Here is a 15117-nt window from a genome sequence, read left to right as displayed (position 1 = left end):
CACTGCAAACCGGGTTCGTACTCACGCAACTGGGAGCGGTAGAGTTCGCGTACGACGGACAGTCCCACGATGCTGCCGATGAACTCTACCGCTCCCAGTTGCGAGAGTACGAACCCGGTTTGCAGTGCGAGCACGGCACCGATGAAAAAACTCAAGACGGCGACGATGGGGATGGTATTGATCCCCATCAGGTAACACTGTTCCACAATGCGCCGGGTCTGAGTGAGAACCAGCGGTGCATAGCGAGTCGTGCGAATGAGCAGGATGAAGTTGTTGCCAACATCATCGAAAAAATTGGCGATTCCGTTGTCGAGCAGTGCTTTCGGGATCTTTGAGCTTGTGGAACTAGTCATGATTTCCGGATTTCGGACTGGAAGCATCAGCAGGGGTTTCTGACGAAGCTCCCAGTTTGATATTGAACCAAAAGAATCGCAAGACGCGTTGTCCGTCTTCATTGCGGTATCCGAGCAGGCCTTTCAGGATTTCAAAGCGTTCCAGCACATCGGAGTGTTCGTATCCAAACAATGGTCCCACTTCCAAACGCTCCCGGTTGCCTCGCTGCTCAAAGTGAATGAGAGAGAAGAGCAATTCCAGATCCTTCTGGTCATCGCCCTGTGCCTGGTAGCGAATGAGGGCAAAGAGTGGGGAATAGAGACGCCGGATTTCGGAACTGTTTGGCAGGATCGGCTCCAGTGGACTGAGCATCTGAAACTGACGGCTGCCATCCGCGTTTTTGCGATAGCTAAAGAGGGGCCACAGGTGGCGCTTCAGTCCGAGCGATTGTTCAGGGTCGGAAACCTTGCGCTGTTCCACATCCTGGTAGAGAAAATAGAAGATGCGGAATTTCTGAAAATCGATTCCCTCGCGCTGGTAGCTCCGGGTATTGAACAATGGCCAGAGCCACCATTTGGATTCCACACCGTTGCGCCTGGAGATGGAGTAGAGCGGGGCGATTTGATTCAGGTAGCGATCATTTCCACGACCCTGAATGAATAGCGGCCAGAGGAATCGCGCTTCTTCGTAGTTGTCAGCCGTGTTCAGGGTGTAGCCGAAAAAGGGCCAGAGGAAGTCTTCTCTCAGGTAGCCTTCCCGGCTCTCTCTGGCATAGAGGGGAAGAATGCCGATGTGTGTGTCGGGAGTGTCCAGGTAGAGCTTCTTCTGGTGATAGTAAAGCAGCGGCCAGAGCGCAAAGCGCTGGCGGTAATCCGATTCGCGTTCAAATTGACCATAAATGGGCCAGATGGAAAATCCGCTGGACTGCTCACCGGTGCGATAGCGGAACAATGGCCAAAGAAATGCATAGGTCGCCTCGTCCTTGCGCTCCCACTTTGAATAGAGGGGAAAGGCCAGCCAGGAAATTCGCTCATAAAAGAGACGGTTTTTGAGTTCTCCGAAGAGGGGAAAAATCCCGAAGTAGGCGTAGTCGGGGTTCCAGGAATCGTAGTCGAAGTAGAATGGAAATACTTCAAATGATTTGCGGTAGTGGCGTGTGAGATCGGAATCGAATTCGAGGTGATGGGTTTGAGTGTCGATCCGACTCCAGCGGATGAGCGAAAACACACTCCATTGTTTGTGCCCGGGATAGCTGCGATAGCTGAAGAGGGGGTAGAGAATGGAAAGTGCGGATTCGTCAGTCGGGCGATCCGGAAAGTCCTGTTTGAGTAGCAAGGGACGCACTGCGAACCAGGATTCTGATTCCAGATCCCGCTGCTCATAGAGCGGACCGGCAAAGCGTTCAAGTGAAGCATCGCCATGCGCTTCCTGCCATTGAACCGAAAGCGGCCAATGGTAGTGCTGCATGTCCATGGATGCGCTGATACTCCCGCTCGAGTGCAGGATAAACGCCACTACCATTGCAGTGAAACGAAACGCTGATATTTGGAGAGTCACAGGAAGTGCGAACGGCGAAGCGAAGCCATGCAGCGCTGCACCGTAGAAAGGAAGGATGTGGTTTGGTGTTGATGTTGCAGAATGGAAGTGAAATCCACCACGCCTTCAAGAGTCTGCAAGCGGGAAGGGAAGTCAATGATTGAAGTTTGGCGGGAATCATTAAATGATGCGCCCATTATGCGTATCACCGGAGGAAGCGCCCGCAGTATTGCACTGGATTGCCCGAAAGGCGATTGGGTGCGTCCCGCAACCGACCGCATGCGAGAGGCGGTATTCTCTTCCATCGGGGACGATGTGCAGGGCGCGGTTTTTCTCGATCTCTTTGCCGGAGCGGGGACCTACGGATTGGAGGCCATCAGTCGCGGGGCGAGTGCTGGGGTATTTGTCGAACAGCATCGCGCTGCCCTGAAGGCTATCGAACAAAACCTACAGGCGGTGTTGCACAGTGCGGGCAGGGAAGAAGAGTTGGAGGGAAATTTCAAGATAACCGGAGCTGACGTTTTTCAGTGGTTGGCGAGGGGTGGAGCACCGGGGTTGCAAGTGGATTTGGTATTTGTGGATCCACCTTACCGCGAGGTAGAGGCCCGCTATTTTGGGGTGCTTGAGCAATTGACCTCCTGTTTTCATCCGCAAAAGGGAGCCTGGATACTGCTGGAATCGCCAGTTTTGCTGGAGAACTTCCCCAAAGGCTATGCGGTGCGCAAACAGTTTGGGAGAGGACGGGAGGACACCCGGGCAATGTTGTTAAGTTGGTTGCCGAATCGCTGATCGAATCGCTGATCACTGGTGCTGACGGGTGCTGTGTCTTGCCCTTTTCTGGACAGATGAGCGGGGTCAAAAAAACCTGTGCCGCGTATCACAGCACAGGTTTTGCGAATTCCGAAAGTGGAAAAATCAGGCTGATTGAATGGTTTCAAACAGCTTGTCTGCCCAGGCTTCATAGTCGTCTTCATACTCGGCATCGAGGTCGAGCCGATCCATGAACCGGGTGCCACCGTTTTTCGCAAGTGCAGCATCGACACGTTTGCCGAATTCGCAGAATTGCTCGTATTCCTTGTCGCCCAGACCCACAACGGCGAACTTCAGGTTGCTGCAGTCGATGGCGTCGCCTTCGATCAGGTTATCGTGAAAATCCCATGCGGACTCCGGTGGCTCACCCTCACCCCAAGTGGAGCCGAAGAAGATCAGTGCTTCGACCGAACTGAGATCGTTCACATCGTATTCGGCTGCGTTGAGCACTTCGACCTCAAATCCGGCACCTTCGGCGCGCTCGGCCGTGCGTTCTGCCAGATCCTGGGAATTCCCTGTCTCTGTGGCGTAAAGGATGGTAAGTTTGCTGAATGTTTCTGCCATTTTGTTTGTGGTTAGAATTAAATACCGCTCTGATTTTGCGAATCAGTATTAGGAAATCTTTTAGTGAACTGTGGCGAAGATGTAAATCACTATTTGCCAGAAGTCGATCCGGAACGATCGGAAGCTGAATCAGGAGCGGTTAAGGCTTCGAGCAGGTTTTCCAGTTTTTCGGGATCCTCCAGGATGCGTTTGGGGTTTTTGAGATCCTTGACATCATCAATGCCGAGGGACTTGAGTTTGGCGCGACCGATATTTTCAATCACCTCTTCATTGATGGTGAGGACCCGGGTTGTTTCACTGGCGATGGCGGAATAAATTTGAGTGAGCGCTTCTGCAAGGGTCAAGGCATTGCCTTTTGAACCGATTTGTTCGAGCGTTACGGCGGGAAAGTCGACGCGCGTGATAACTTCACCGTCGAGCATAACGATCAGCTCGCTGTCCTGAAATGCGAAATGGTCGATGATCACCTTCTTCCCATCACGGGGGGATGTGGGTTCTTTTTCAGTTGATTCAGGGGCTTTGGAAGCAGGTATTTTGGACTGAAGGTGTTTCAGGATGGCCCGGTGGTTATCGGCGCGCAGTCCATCGCTGAGAATACTCGCGTCAGTGATTTGAAAGTCGCGGATGTGAAGTGTATCCCCGAACACCGAGAGCGGGTCCATTTGCAGGCTGAACGTGCCAAGTCGAAATGCATATTCACTATCGAAGGATGGCGGATTGTGGATTTGCAGATCCTGGATTTCCACCTTGCCCCGCAGTGGATCGACAGTGGTCCCTTCAAGCGATACCGGAACTCCGAGCAATGCGGGACTGGTGCGGGTGAGCGAACCTTTGAACAGGCTGCCTGCGAAAAAATAAAGGACAATCAGGGCGGCGATCAGTATGATCAGCAGCAGAAAGAGCACTTTGATGAACTTCATGGGGAGAGGGTTATTGGATTGTCTGAGCCATTGCCATGACTATGCTAGGAAAGGTACAGAGAAACTATGCTCGCAAATCCGGGAAAATGAAAGAACTGAACGATGATTTTTTGACCCAGGCTGTTCGGGATGAGCTCGACGGCGTGGTCGATCTGCGCAGGCGTCTTCACCAGATCCCGGAACTGGGTTATGAGGAGCACGCAACTGCTGCGCTCATCCAGTCATTTTTGGAGGATGTACCCGGACTTGAGTTGCAGACCGGAGTTGCGGGTACGGGCATGGTTGCCCTGTTGGGAGGCGACAAGTCGGGACCTTGTGTAGCATTCCGTGCCGACATGGATGCGTTGCCCATTAGCGAAGCAAGTGGACTTGCTTATGCATCGACCCATCCGGGTCGCATGCACGCCTGTGGGCACGACGGACACAGCGCCTTGATGGCAGGACTCATTCGCGTCCTGGCGCGCTGTCCGGATCGCCTGTCGGGTCCGGTGAAGTTTCTCTTTCAGCCCGCTGAGGAAGGGGGTGCTGGTGGACTCAAAATGCTCGAGGCAGGCGTGTTGAGGGAGCCTCCGGTTGAGGCAATTTTTGGACTGCACGGTTGGCCCACGCTGGAAGTGGGGCAGGCGGGTGCGGTGGAAGGTGCTGCGTTTGCGAGCACGCATTCGTTTGATATTTGCATTCAGGGCAGGGCGGGGCATGCAGCGTTTCCTCACCGAACGGTGGACCCGGTTCCGGTTGCGGCGTTATTGATCACAGCGCTTCAGACCCTGGTGTCGAGGGAGACGGATCCGCTTGATTCCGCAGTGCTTTCAATCTGTCAGATACATGCTGGCAGTGCCTACAATATCATCCCCGAAGAAGTGGTGCTGCGCGGCACCCTTCGCTGCCTGGATCCTGCACACCGTGATCAACTGCTTCAGCGCATGCAGGCGATGGCGTCGGGGATTGCCAGTGCGCATGGAGCGCGTGCAGTTGTGATGCAAGCCGAGAGCGGATATCCTGTGTTGAAGAACCATGTGGCAGCGACGCGTCTGGTAGCTGCTGTTGCAAGTGAGGTCGTGGGAAGCGACGCATGGGTCCCGGTTCCACCCACTATGGGGGGAGAGGATTTTGCGTTTTTTGCGGAACAGATTCCTGCCTGCTTCTGGCTGCTTGGGGTCCGGGAGCCGGGAGCTTCCTCGTGGCCACAGCTCCACACATCCACCTATGATTTTAATGATCGTGCGATGGAGACCGGATTGCGAATCCAGGCGGGTGTTGCCCTGCGCTTCCAATCGGGTGGACTGGCGGCTGTGACAGCGTGAATACCTAGCTTTCTGCTTGAACGCATTCGCGCAACTGCATTGGCTTCGAGCATGGATTGGACTCGATTTCTGCAATGGGACCCCGAACTGCTGTATGGGATTGTGAACACGGAGCTACGCAATCATCGGGAGGATTTGGAAGAGCTGTGTGCATACCACGGGATCGAGCGCAGCGAACTGGAGCAACACATGGCAAAGGGCGGGTATCGGTATGAGCCTGAGATCAATCAGTTTCGCTGATACGATTTGATCGGAACGTGCGCACGCATGTTGTCGTTTGCAGCGGGCTGTATGTCGCCCAATTTTTTTTTGGCGGATGTTGGCGGTGAGTTGCGCATGTAGGGTTGGATGACGAGGGCAGTCCATGCTGCTGATCGGTTCCCTCATCCCCACGAAAGATCGTGAACCCAAATAAACTACTATGACCCAAAATATATCCAAGCTAGACTACCCGAATGGCGGTATTGCTTCGCTGGGAAGGAAAACCCTTGGTTTTTCGTTCTCCTTGCTGATGACGGCGTTCTCTGTTGTTGGACTTCAGGCTCAGGAAATCAACAATGAGGATACCTATGATCTACAGGAATTTGTCGTGTACGGCATTCGTGACAGTTTGATCGAAGGCGTTGAAATCAAACGCGAAGAATACCAGATGGTGGATGTCATCATCGCCGAAGACATCGGAAAATTCCCCGACAACAATGTGGTGGAAGCCCTGCAGCGCGTGACAGGTGTGCAGACGACCAACCGCGGAGCCGGTGAAGTGTCGACTGTGACCATTCGCGGGATGACAGACGTCACGACCACAATCAACGGACGTGACATCTTTACGGCATCCGGACGTTCGGTTGCATTGGCCGATATTCCGGCTTCACTGCTTAACCGTGTGGATATTTACAAGACGCGCTCTTCCTCACTCATCGAGTCGGGCATCGCGGGTGTCATCAATATTCAGACGCAGCGTCCCTTCTACTTTGACGGATTCAAATCTGTCCTGGCGGCGCGGTACATCTATCAGGAGCAGGCGGAGGAGTGGGATCCGAACCTCAGTGCACTGATTTCGAATACCTGGGAGACGGATGCAGGCAAGTTTGGTGCGCTCTTCAACATCTCCTATGCGACAACCAACTACCGCGACCAGAATGTGACTCCGGGTGCGATGGTTCCCTTCATGACGAATCAGCCCGCTCCGGGTTGGGTTCCCTACGAGCGCATCTTTCTGACAGATGGGCGTGTTGCGGAAAATCCAATCTGGGAAGCTGGACTGGAAGCCGGTCTGCCATTTCATGAAGGCGCGACGCTGAACATCAATGGAGTTCCGACTCCCTACGTGTTGTCTCGCGATGCGATTTTTCAAAATGATTTCACGGGTGAGCGCAAGCGTCCTGCTGCCAACCTGTCGCTGCAGTTTGCCCCGAAGGATGGTCGCTCGGAGTATACGTTTGAGGCGTTCTACAACGGCTACCGCAACGAGTCGTTCAATTCCCTGTTGTTCTCCTTCGCCGACTGGTGGGGTGCTTTGGGTGACAACCCGAGCGTGGTGCTCTTTCCGGGCACGAACATCGTGAAAGAACGGCCGTTTGTCGGGTTTCCCTATGGCTTCATGAGCGGGGATCAGAGCAAGGAAAAAACGGACAGCTACCTGTACGCGATCAGTGGTAAGTGGGATGTCGGCAGTAACGTCAAATTGATGGCGGACCTTGCCTACCAGACCAGTGAGTTCACCAGTGACTTCTTTGCGATGCGCACGGAGCGTGTCTATGATTCGATTTCGGTGGATTTTAATGCGGATGATGGTCTGCCAGCCTTCAGTTTTGGCGGAAACAACCCGACTACCGATCCCTCGCAGTGGACGGTTGCGCAGCTCTATGACAACGGTAACCGACTCAAGGGCGATGCGATCAACTTCAAGTTCGACGGCGAATGGACCCCCGATATTGATTTCATCGAGAAGGTGAGTTTTGGTGTGCGTTTTGACAATCGCGATGCTTCGGAGGCACAGCGCACCGCTGATACCGGAATTCTTGGGCAACCCCTGAGCAATTTCCCGGAGTGGCAGCACCTGAGCACCGGATTTTTCGACGGAAAAGCGGATGTCCCGCGTGAGTGGGTGGTCGTAGATGGGCACTACATCGCTGCAAACAAGGATGCGGTTCGCAACATCTACAACAACGCGATCGGCGCAGGTCTCGCCACAGGAAGCGACGTTTCCCTGACGGAAAACTTCAACATCAACGAGAAGAACTACGCAGCCTACATCCAGAGCGATTTTGTCACAGAACTGGGTGGCAAAAAACTCGATGGGCAGGTGGGTTTCCGTTTTGTGCAGTATGACACGGACATGAACTTCACCGACATTCAGACCCTGGAAACCAGCTCGGAGAATACCAGCAAGTCCAAGTTGCTCCCGAGTCTGATGCTGCGCTATGATCTCACCGAAAACCTTCGCGCACGTTTCAGCTACAGCCAGACCATTCGTCGTCCGAACTTCGTCGATCTGAATGCGGCAATCACCTATGTGGAAGACGTGACCAATATTGGCTACGGAACCGCCACTGGTGGAAATCCCAACTTGGATCCAACGGAATCGACAAACTACGATTTGGCACTGGAATACTACTTTGCTGATGAGGGGGCGGTGTATGGAACACTCTTCCAACGCGATATCGAAGGCCTGGTTGTCGGATTCCGCAGTCGTGTGAACTACGAGGGCTACGACTACATCATTTCCCGGCCAGACAATGCTTCGGATGGTGAACTCAAGGGCGTCGAAATTGGGGTGGTCTATTTCCCGCAGGGACTTCCGGATCTGTTGGATGGATTGGGAATTCAGGCCAGCTATACGATTCTTGATTCCGAACAGAATATCCCCATCACCAATGATGCAGGCGAAGTGGTTGGCGAAGATACGACACCCTTCTTTGCGGTATCGGATTCGTCCTACTCTGTGGTGCTTGCCTATGAGAAGTCCAGCTTCTCGGCACGTTTGTCCTATGTCTGGCGCGATGCGTTCCTGAACAACTATGAAGCGGCCTTGTTTGCCAATCCGCTGGGGGTTTACCGCCGTCCGGAAAGCAGCATGGACTTTCAGTTTACCTACAACGTGTCCGACAACTTCGTGCTGACCTTTGATGCCACAAACATCACGGAAGAGCTCTACCAGAGCTATTACGAGTATGAGAAGACTCACAATTTTGGAAACTCGCTTTACAGCCGCACCTTTGCGGTTGGAGCGCGCTATTCCTTCTGATTGGTCTAGTCGGAAGATTCACTTCCCGATAACAACAGGCAGTCCGGTTCGCTGGACTGCCTGTTTGCGTATTTACGCGTGTTTTCAAAACATAGGTGCCACAACAGTGTTCCAAGGTGACAGAATTTTCTACGAGATCGTGTAGAAACGATTCTGAATCCGCTTATGACTGCTGGCGGATGGCAACAAACTGTCCTTCAAATGAACCGAGGTGCCTTCCATGCCCGGTGAGTGCAGCATGCAGGGTGATGCGGGCTTTTCCCATGCGATGAAGTGTGCGGCTAAAGCGCAGCCACTGTCCATCGGCAATCGCATCCACCGTAGCTTCAAAGGTGCCCAGCCCCGGTTCGTTGTAGTGCATGGAGTTGTGCTGGATCACCAGACGACAGGCTATGGATTCCTGCGTCAGGCGCATGTGAAGGTAGCTCCATGCACTTAGGATGGCCAAGGCTGACAGGCTGCCACCAAAGACCGAATCCCGGTGATTGATGTTGGGTGCGATGGGAGCGGAGAGCTGAACGCCGGTGGGATTGGCTTTCACGACGGTCACTTCCATCATTCGGGAGAGCGGAATATGCTCATGTAAATAGCGCTGGAGATCGGATTCCATCCCGGAACTCAATGCGTGTGGTCGATCACGTCAAGTTCTGCGAATTGAAGTCAACTTCCGTATGGCCGTCAGCGTGTAAGCTCTGAATGTGTGGATGCCGATTCAATCAGCTCAGCGCTCAGTGGAGTCCCCGCACGAATCGCACAGGCAGCCACCTTGCCTAGCACAGTTTCGTAGTGGCGCGGGTGCATGCCGTTTGCCGGACGGATTGAGCGCAGGTTTTGTGGGGTGAATGCTTCACCGGGTTGCATGTCCTGCACCACAAAAAGGGAGCGTCGAAACGGCAGGGTGGAGCGTTCGGATTCGCTGGGTTTGAGTTCGCCTGAGCCGAGAGCTTTGAGTGCGGTGCGTATGAGGCAGGTCCATTCGCGGAATTCCTCGGGGGTGAGGGAAAACGCATCGTCCGGGGAGGGTGGACCGTCCGGCAGTTTCAAGTGTTTTTCAAAGACCGTCGCTCCCAGGCCGACGGCAGCAACCGCGATGGCATGTTCCATCGAGTGGTCTGATAATCCAACGGTCAGGTCGTATCGACTGCGAAGGGTTTGAATGCCAGCGAGATTCATGGACTCCACCGGAGCCGGATACGCGCTCGAGCATTTGAGCAAAGTGAGATCGATGGATGAATTTGCGCGCTGCAGCGTTGCGACAGCCTCGTCAATTTCATCAAGGCTAGCCATTCCCGTCGACAGGATGATCGGCTGATGAGTGGCCGCGACTGCTTTGAGCAGGGGAAGATCGATCAGTTCGGCTGATGCGATTTTGTAGATTTGAAGCTGGTGCTTTTGCCAGAATTCAATCGAGCTGAAATCAAAGACTGAAGCGATGAACTGCAGTCCGCGTTCTTCGGCGTGCGCTTTGAGTTCGGGTTGCCATTGCCAGGGTGTATGCGCTTCTTCGTAGAGATCCCATAAGCTTCGCCCGCTCCACAGCGCCTGATCTTCGATGACGAAAGGTGGCTGGTTTGAGCAAAACGTCAGTGTGTCGGGGGTGTAGGTCTGCACCTTGATGGCGTCTGCACCTGCCTCGGCTGCCGCGTCAATCCATTGATGTGCCCGACGTTCGTCTTGGGCGTGATTGGCCGAGAGTTCTGCGATGATCATGCTGCTGATGTCAGTATCGGGTTGAAAAATCGTGAAATAATCAATTCGGGACTTGCGTTGGAGTCGTTTCTTGTGTCAGAAGGGTTTCCAGCTACGTGGAGCAGTGCTCCATTCCGAAAGAATTTTATTTTACCAAGCAATGCAATCTGACCGCAACTCTTTCCACATGCTCAATGTGATTCGCCTCGTGGTGGTCAATGTGGTGGTCGTCGTGACCAACGTTGTGTCTGCGCGGTAGAATTTCGGAAGCAAAATTTTCTTAAACCAAAACCCGCCGGCACAGAACGGCGGGTTTTTGTTTGGGTAGAGATCATGGCCCGCACCCGCCTTCAACCGGCACAAACTCAGTAATGAAACATCATGAAAATCAGTGGTGCAGCCATCATCATCAAACTGCTCGAAATTCACGGCATTGAACGCATTGCCGGAATCCCGGGTGGAGCAAACTTGCCAATGTACCATGCATTGGCGGCAAACCGATCCATTCGTCACATCCTTGCCAGACATGAGCAAGGTGCCGGATTTATCGCGCAGGGGCAGGCGCGCTCGACTGGAAAGGTCGGCGTGTTTTTTGCGACCTCAGGTCCGGGTGCGACGAATGCCCTGACTGCGGTTGCCGATGCGCGCCTGGACTCAGTTCCGATCATCTGCATTACCGGGCAGGTTCCGCAGGCGCTCATTGGTACGGACGCCTTCCAGGAAATTGATACCTATGGTTTGAGTGTTCCGATCACAAAGCACAATTACCTCGTGCGCTCGGCTCGCGAGCTGCTGGAGGTGATTCCGGAAGCGTTCCGCATCGCAGCCGAGGGTCGCCCGGGTCCAGTATGGATTGATGTTCCCAAGGATGTTCAAAACGAGATCATTGAGGTTGATGTCTGGCCAGAACCCCAGCCACCGCACCAGCCAGACCCCATTGCACCGGAGTTGCTCGAGCGCGCGGCAAACTGTATTTTGCATGCGCAAAAACCCATCCTCTACATCGGTGGAGGTGCAGTACATTCTGGCGCACATGCGGAGATTGGGGAACTGGTGGATCGTCTGCATCTTCCGACAACTTCGAGTCTGATGGGCTTGGGTGTTTTGCCTACCGACCACGCTCGTTTCATTGGCATGCTGGGCATGCATGCGGCGCGCTATACGAACCTTCTTCTGGATGAGTGTGATTGCCTGATTGCATTGGGCGTGCGCTTTGATGACCGCGCTACGGGCAAGATCGAGGCATTTTGTCCGCATGCAAAGGTCGTGCACATCGATATTGATCGCTCGGAGATTGGCAAACTGAGACAGCCCGAAATTTCCATAACTGCGGATTTGAAGCAGGCGCTGGATGCCTTGCTGCCACTGCTGCCTGAGCGAAAGCGGGTTGAGTGGTTGCAGCGGGTGGAAAGCCTGAAAGAGCAGCATCCGCTTGAATGGGAGGATGTGGATCGCGCCTGTTCACCCTATGGCCCTTTCGTTCAAACGGCCAAGGCACTGAGTGCTACAGCTGACGTCTTTATCACCACGGATGTGGGGCAGCATCAGATGCGGGCAGCACAGTGTTTTCCGTTCAATCGAGCACGGCAGTGGTTGACTTCGGGCGGACTGGGAACCATGGGCTTTGGACTTCCCGCTGCGATAGGTGTTGCGCTGGAACATCCTGACGCGACGGTGGTGTGCTTTACCGGTGATGGCAGCCTGCTCATGAATATTCAGGAACTTGCGTTGATTGCCGAAGAGGATTTGAACCTTAAAGTTGTGCTTTGTAACAATCAGTCACTGGGCCTGGTCTACCAGCAACAGCAGCTGTTTTATCAACAACGTCTGATCGCATCGACCTTTCCGACTTCTACTGATTTTGTCATGATTGCAAGGGGCTTTGGAGTGGAGGCCTTTGATTTGGGACAGGCTGAGGAACCGGAGCTGCTGCTCCAAGAGCTATTGCGACGTCGGGGTGGGTGCCTGATCAATATTCCAACCGAGCTGGATGCGCACGTGTTTCCGATGGTTCCACCGGGTGGCAGCAATCGAGAGATGGTGGATGCTGCCTCGTTGGCGGCACAGGGAAAGGAGGCAATCGCATGAGTGCGCTCAACACACAATCTCCACAGGATCGGGAGCATTTCACTTCCTCCAGACCACTCGTTACCCTGGAATTGAAAGTGATGAATCATCCCGGCGTCATGTTGCATATTGTGGGACTCTTTGCCCGGCGCGCCTTCAATCTGGAAGGCATCGCTTGCATGCCGTCGAGGGATGGGATTCACAGCCGCATCTGGTTGCGGGTTCATGATGATGAGAAATTATCGCAGATCCAGCTGCAACTGGCGAAGCTCGTTGATGTGATGGAGGTGGATTTGCACCCACCGGGTCACGAGGCTTTTCGCCGGATGGAAGCATTTTTTCTGGCTTGATCAGAACGGCTGGGATAGAGGACGGTGTCAGAGCAAGTGCACCGTCCTCACTTTTACCCGGGTGTCATGATCGGTTGAGGGAATGCACTACAGTTGATGCTGAAATTGTCGATCTATTACAAGTTATGACGTCCGAGCGATCTCCATCACCCCTGCACACCCACAAGACCTCCTTCGGGAGCTACCATTTTTATGAGCATTTTGTGGTGGGTGAGTGGACGGATGATCATGTCAGCGCTGAGCAGGTGAAAACGTTGCGAGAGTTGTTCGATGAGTATTTTAAAGGTGCGCCTTACGGTTACATCGGAAATCGTGTGAATCCGCATTCGGTGGATGTGGCAGAGGTGCGCAAGGTATTAAAAGGGGCCGAGAATCTTAAGGAAATTGCCTTTGTGACCTATACACCCATGGGGCAGAGCGTTGCATACATTGAAAAAGCATTCTACGACAGCCACAACCTGCATGTCTTCCAGACTCTGGAGGAGGCTCTCGAATGGATGACACAGGCAATGCAGCCGCATTGTTAGGAAGCAGGTCCGTTGTGTTGGTTGAAGTCCTTGTGCTCCAGCACCAGTCCACGGTAGCGCTCAAGGTGTCGCTCTGCAATGGGTGCGATGTCTTCGAGTTTCTGGATGTGATTCATCTCTGCGCGGAGTTTTTTACAGCCGGGCATGTCTTTGGTGAGTTTGAGCAGCTTTGACCGCATCCAGGTGATCGATCCTTCTTCATGTTGGCGCATCTTGCGAGCTGCCAACAGGTTTGCATATCGCAGTAGTGTTTGCCATCGCAGCTCGAGCGAGGGTGGGGGCGGGCGCTCACCCGTGCGAAGGTGTTCCTTGATTTCCCGGAAGATCCAGGGGTAGCCGAGAGCTGCCCGGCCGATCATGACACCCCGAACTCGGCTGTGGTGTTGAAGGGCATACACCTGTGCGGAATTTTGAATGCTTCCATTGCCGATGACAGGAAGGTCGACAGATTCCGCAACACTGCGAATGTGATCCCAGTCCGCTTCACCGGAATATCCCTGCACCTTCGTTCGACCGTGAATGGTGAGTGCGCGCACGCCCACCTGTTCAAGGCCCTTTGCGATGTCGTGAGCCACCAGGTTTGCCGCATCCCATCCGAGGCGGATTTTTGCGGTAACCGGAGTGTTGGGAACCGCCTTGACCACAGCCTGTGCCATCTGAATCAGGCGCGAGGGTTCTTTCAACAGTGATGCGCCTGCCTGCTGGCAGGTTACTTTTTCGGATGGGCAGCCAAAGTTCAGGTCGATGAAATCCGGTGCAGAACGAGCCTCGATGATCTGTGCCGCCTGAGCCATTGCGCTGAAATCATATCCGAATATCTGGATTCCCATCGGTCGCTGTGCTTCGGTGAAATCAAGAGTTTCCCATACTTTGGGGTGATCCAGAATGACGGCATCACTCATGACAAACTCGCTGACCAGGATGTCGGCACCTTCCTCCTTGCAGAGCTGCCGATAGACGATATCCGTGTAACCAGCCATCGGTGCGAGGTAGAGCGGGAATGCTCCAGTTTCAGACCATGGAAGCAGCTCCGTTGTCATGTGCAAATCCGTGATCAAATCCGGGTAGTGGGAGGGGCATCATTGCCCTGAGATTGTATGTGCAGCACACGCTGAGGAAATGGAATCTCAATTCCTTTGGCATCAAAATGAGTCTTGATGTCCCTCATGATGCTGTTTTTGAGTGCGAGAAATTCTGATTTTTCGACCCAGGGACCAAAAATGAAATCAAGGGAGGATTCCCCAAATTTGTCAAAGACGATGAGGGGTTCCGGTTCGTCGAGGCAATGTGGGTTTTGGTCGGCGATTTCCTTCAATGCGTCCATCACCTGTTGCACGTCGCTTCCATAGGAAACTGAAATCGGGAGGGTGAGGCGTCGGATGGGGAAGCGTGTGACGGTGGTGGATTCGGATTTGATGATCGTTTCATTGGGAATGCGAATCATCTGGTTCTCAAAGGACCGAAGCTTTACGGATAGCAGATCGATGGAAATCACGGTACCTGTGGTCGTCCCGATCCGGATCACATCCCCGACCTGAAAAGGTTTTTCCCAGTAAAGAAAGACACCACTAATGATGTTAGACAGGCTGGTTTGAGCGGCAAATCCGACCGCGACGGACACAATACCGGCTGCTCCAAGGATCGCCGAAAGGTTGAAGCCAAGCTCGACGAGGATTGTGGCAACCAGAACGACAGAACCCGTGTAGATGATGAGCTTTTTGATGAGCAGTGCCGCATGATCATTTGCATTGCGTTTCACTACACTCGATG

General features: G+C 53.7%; 15 protein-coding genes. 7 read left to right on the top strand and 8 right to left on the bottom strand.

The genetic code is table 11. The features are described from left to right. The coding region (locus ABQ298_09325) for an ABC transporter permease (GenBank protein MEQ9824572.1) at nucleotides 1–353 on the bottom strand (353 nt) is incomplete at its 3' end. Further along, nucleotides 346–1800 carry a hypothetical protein gene (locus ABQ298_09320; protein ID MEQ9824571.1) on the bottom strand — a complete coding sequence of 485 codons (1455 nt, stop codon included), beginning with the start codon at nucleotides 1798–1800 and terminating at the stop codon, nucleotides 346–348. The genes ABQ298_09325 and ABQ298_09320, both read right to left, overlap by 8 nt. Before the next feature lie 267 nt (nucleotides 1801–2067). Here ABQ298_09320 and ABQ298_09315 point away from each other — a divergent pair, with 267 nt between their 5' ends. Further along, nucleotides 2068–2658, top strand: coding sequence for an RsmD family RNA methyltransferase (locus tag ABQ298_09315; protein ID MEQ9824570.1), 591 nt, complete (start codon nucleotides 2068–2070; stop codon nucleotides 2656–2658). A 126-nt stretch (nucleotides 2659–2784) separates the two neighbouring features. On the opposite strand, the gene ABQ298_09310 is transcribed toward ABQ298_09315, so the two are convergent. Together ABQ298_09310 and ABQ298_09305 are read right to left on the bottom strand one after the other, a co-directional pair. After that, on the bottom strand, nucleotides 2785–3243 hold the full coding sequence (locus ABQ298_09310) for a flavodoxin domain-containing protein (protein MEQ9824569.1): 459 nt from the start codon (nucleotides 3241–3243) through the stop codon (nucleotides 2785–2787). A gap of 89 nt (nucleotides 3244–3332) precedes the next feature. Further along, nucleotides 3333–4163: a hypothetical protein gene (locus tag ABQ298_09305; GenBank protein ID MEQ9824568.1), complete on the bottom strand. Its 831-nt coding sequence runs from the start codon at nucleotides 4161–4163 to the stop codon at nucleotides 3333–3335. Between the two features lie 86 nt (nucleotides 4164–4249). Here ABQ298_09305 and ABQ298_09300 point away from each other — a divergent pair, with 86 nt between their 5' ends. From ABQ298_09300 to ABQ298_09290, 3 genes are all read left to right on the top strand, one after another. Continuing rightward, nucleotides 4250–5467: a M20 family metallopeptidase gene (locus tag ABQ298_09300; protein ID MEQ9824567.1), complete on the top strand. Its 1218-nt coding sequence runs from the start codon at nucleotides 4250–4252 to the stop codon at nucleotides 5465–5467. A 51-nt stretch (nucleotides 5468–5518) separates the two neighbouring features. Beyond that, a complete protein-coding gene (locus tag ABQ298_09295) occupies nucleotides 5519–5707 on the top strand; it encodes a DUF4250 domain-containing protein (protein ID MEQ9824566.1) in 189 nt (62 codons plus the stop codon). Nucleotides 5708–5888: 181 nt separating this feature from the next. Then, nucleotides 5889–8714, top strand: coding sequence for a TonB-dependent receptor (locus ABQ298_09290; GenBank protein MEQ9824565.1), 2826 nt, complete (start codon nucleotides 5889–5891; stop codon nucleotides 8712–8714). 163 nt (nucleotides 8715–8877) lie between these two features. Here ABQ298_09290 and ABQ298_09285 read toward each other — a convergent pair whose 3' ends face one another. Then, nucleotides 8878–9324 carry a YiiD C-terminal domain-containing protein gene (locus ABQ298_09285; GenBank protein MEQ9824564.1) on the bottom strand — a complete coding sequence of 149 codons (447 nt, stop codon included), beginning with the start codon at nucleotides 9322–9324 and terminating at the stop codon, nucleotides 8878–8880. 68 nt (nucleotides 9325–9392) lie between these two features. Then, nucleotides 9393–10424 carry a pseudaminic acid synthase gene (gene pseI, locus ABQ298_09280; GenBank protein ID MEQ9824563.1) on the bottom strand — a complete coding sequence of 344 codons (1032 nt, stop codon included), beginning with the start codon at nucleotides 10422–10424 and terminating at the stop codon, nucleotides 9393–9395. Nucleotides 10425–10784: 360 nt separating this feature from the next. Between pseI and ilvB the strand changes: the two genes are divergently transcribed. The 3 genes from ilvB (at nucleotide 10785) to ABQ298_09265 (ending at nucleotide 13347) form a co-directional block, all read left to right on the top strand. Next, on the top strand, nucleotides 10785–12491 hold the full coding sequence (gene ilvB, locus ABQ298_09275) for a biosynthetic-type acetolactate synthase large subunit (GenBank protein MEQ9824562.1): 1707 nt from the start codon (nucleotides 10785–10787) through the stop codon (nucleotides 12489–12491). After that, a complete protein-coding gene (locus tag ABQ298_09270; protein MEQ9824561.1) occupies nucleotides 12488–12820 on the top strand; it encodes an ACT domain-containing protein in 333 nt (110 codons plus the stop codon). Before ilvB ends, ABQ298_09270 begins: the two co-directional genes overlap by 4 nt. A gap of 125 nt (nucleotides 12821–12945) precedes the next feature. After that, nucleotides 12946–13347, top strand: coding sequence for a hypothetical protein (locus ABQ298_09265; protein ID MEQ9824560.1), 402 nt, complete (start codon nucleotides 12946–12948; stop codon nucleotides 13345–13347). On the opposite strand, the gene dusB is transcribed toward ABQ298_09265, so the two are convergent. Next, on the bottom strand, nucleotides 13344–14387 hold the full coding sequence (gene dusB, locus ABQ298_09260; GenBank protein MEQ9824559.1) for a tRNA dihydrouridine synthase DusB: 1044 nt from the start codon (nucleotides 14385–14387) through the stop codon (nucleotides 13344–13346). The genes ABQ298_09265 and dusB overlap by 4 nt on opposite strands. A 14-nt stretch (nucleotides 14388–14401) precedes the next feature. Beyond that, nucleotides 14402–15117: mechanosensitive ion channel family protein (locus ABQ298_09255; GenBank protein ID MEQ9824558.1), on the bottom strand; the 716-nt coding region annotated here is incomplete at its 5' end.

The organism is Puniceicoccaceae bacterium (assembly GCA_040224245.1).
Taxonomy (GTDB): Bacteria; Verrucomicrobiota; Verrucomicrobiia; order Opitutales; family JAFGAQ01; genus JAKSBQ01.
This window is presented reverse-complemented; position numbering and strand designations above follow the sequence as displayed.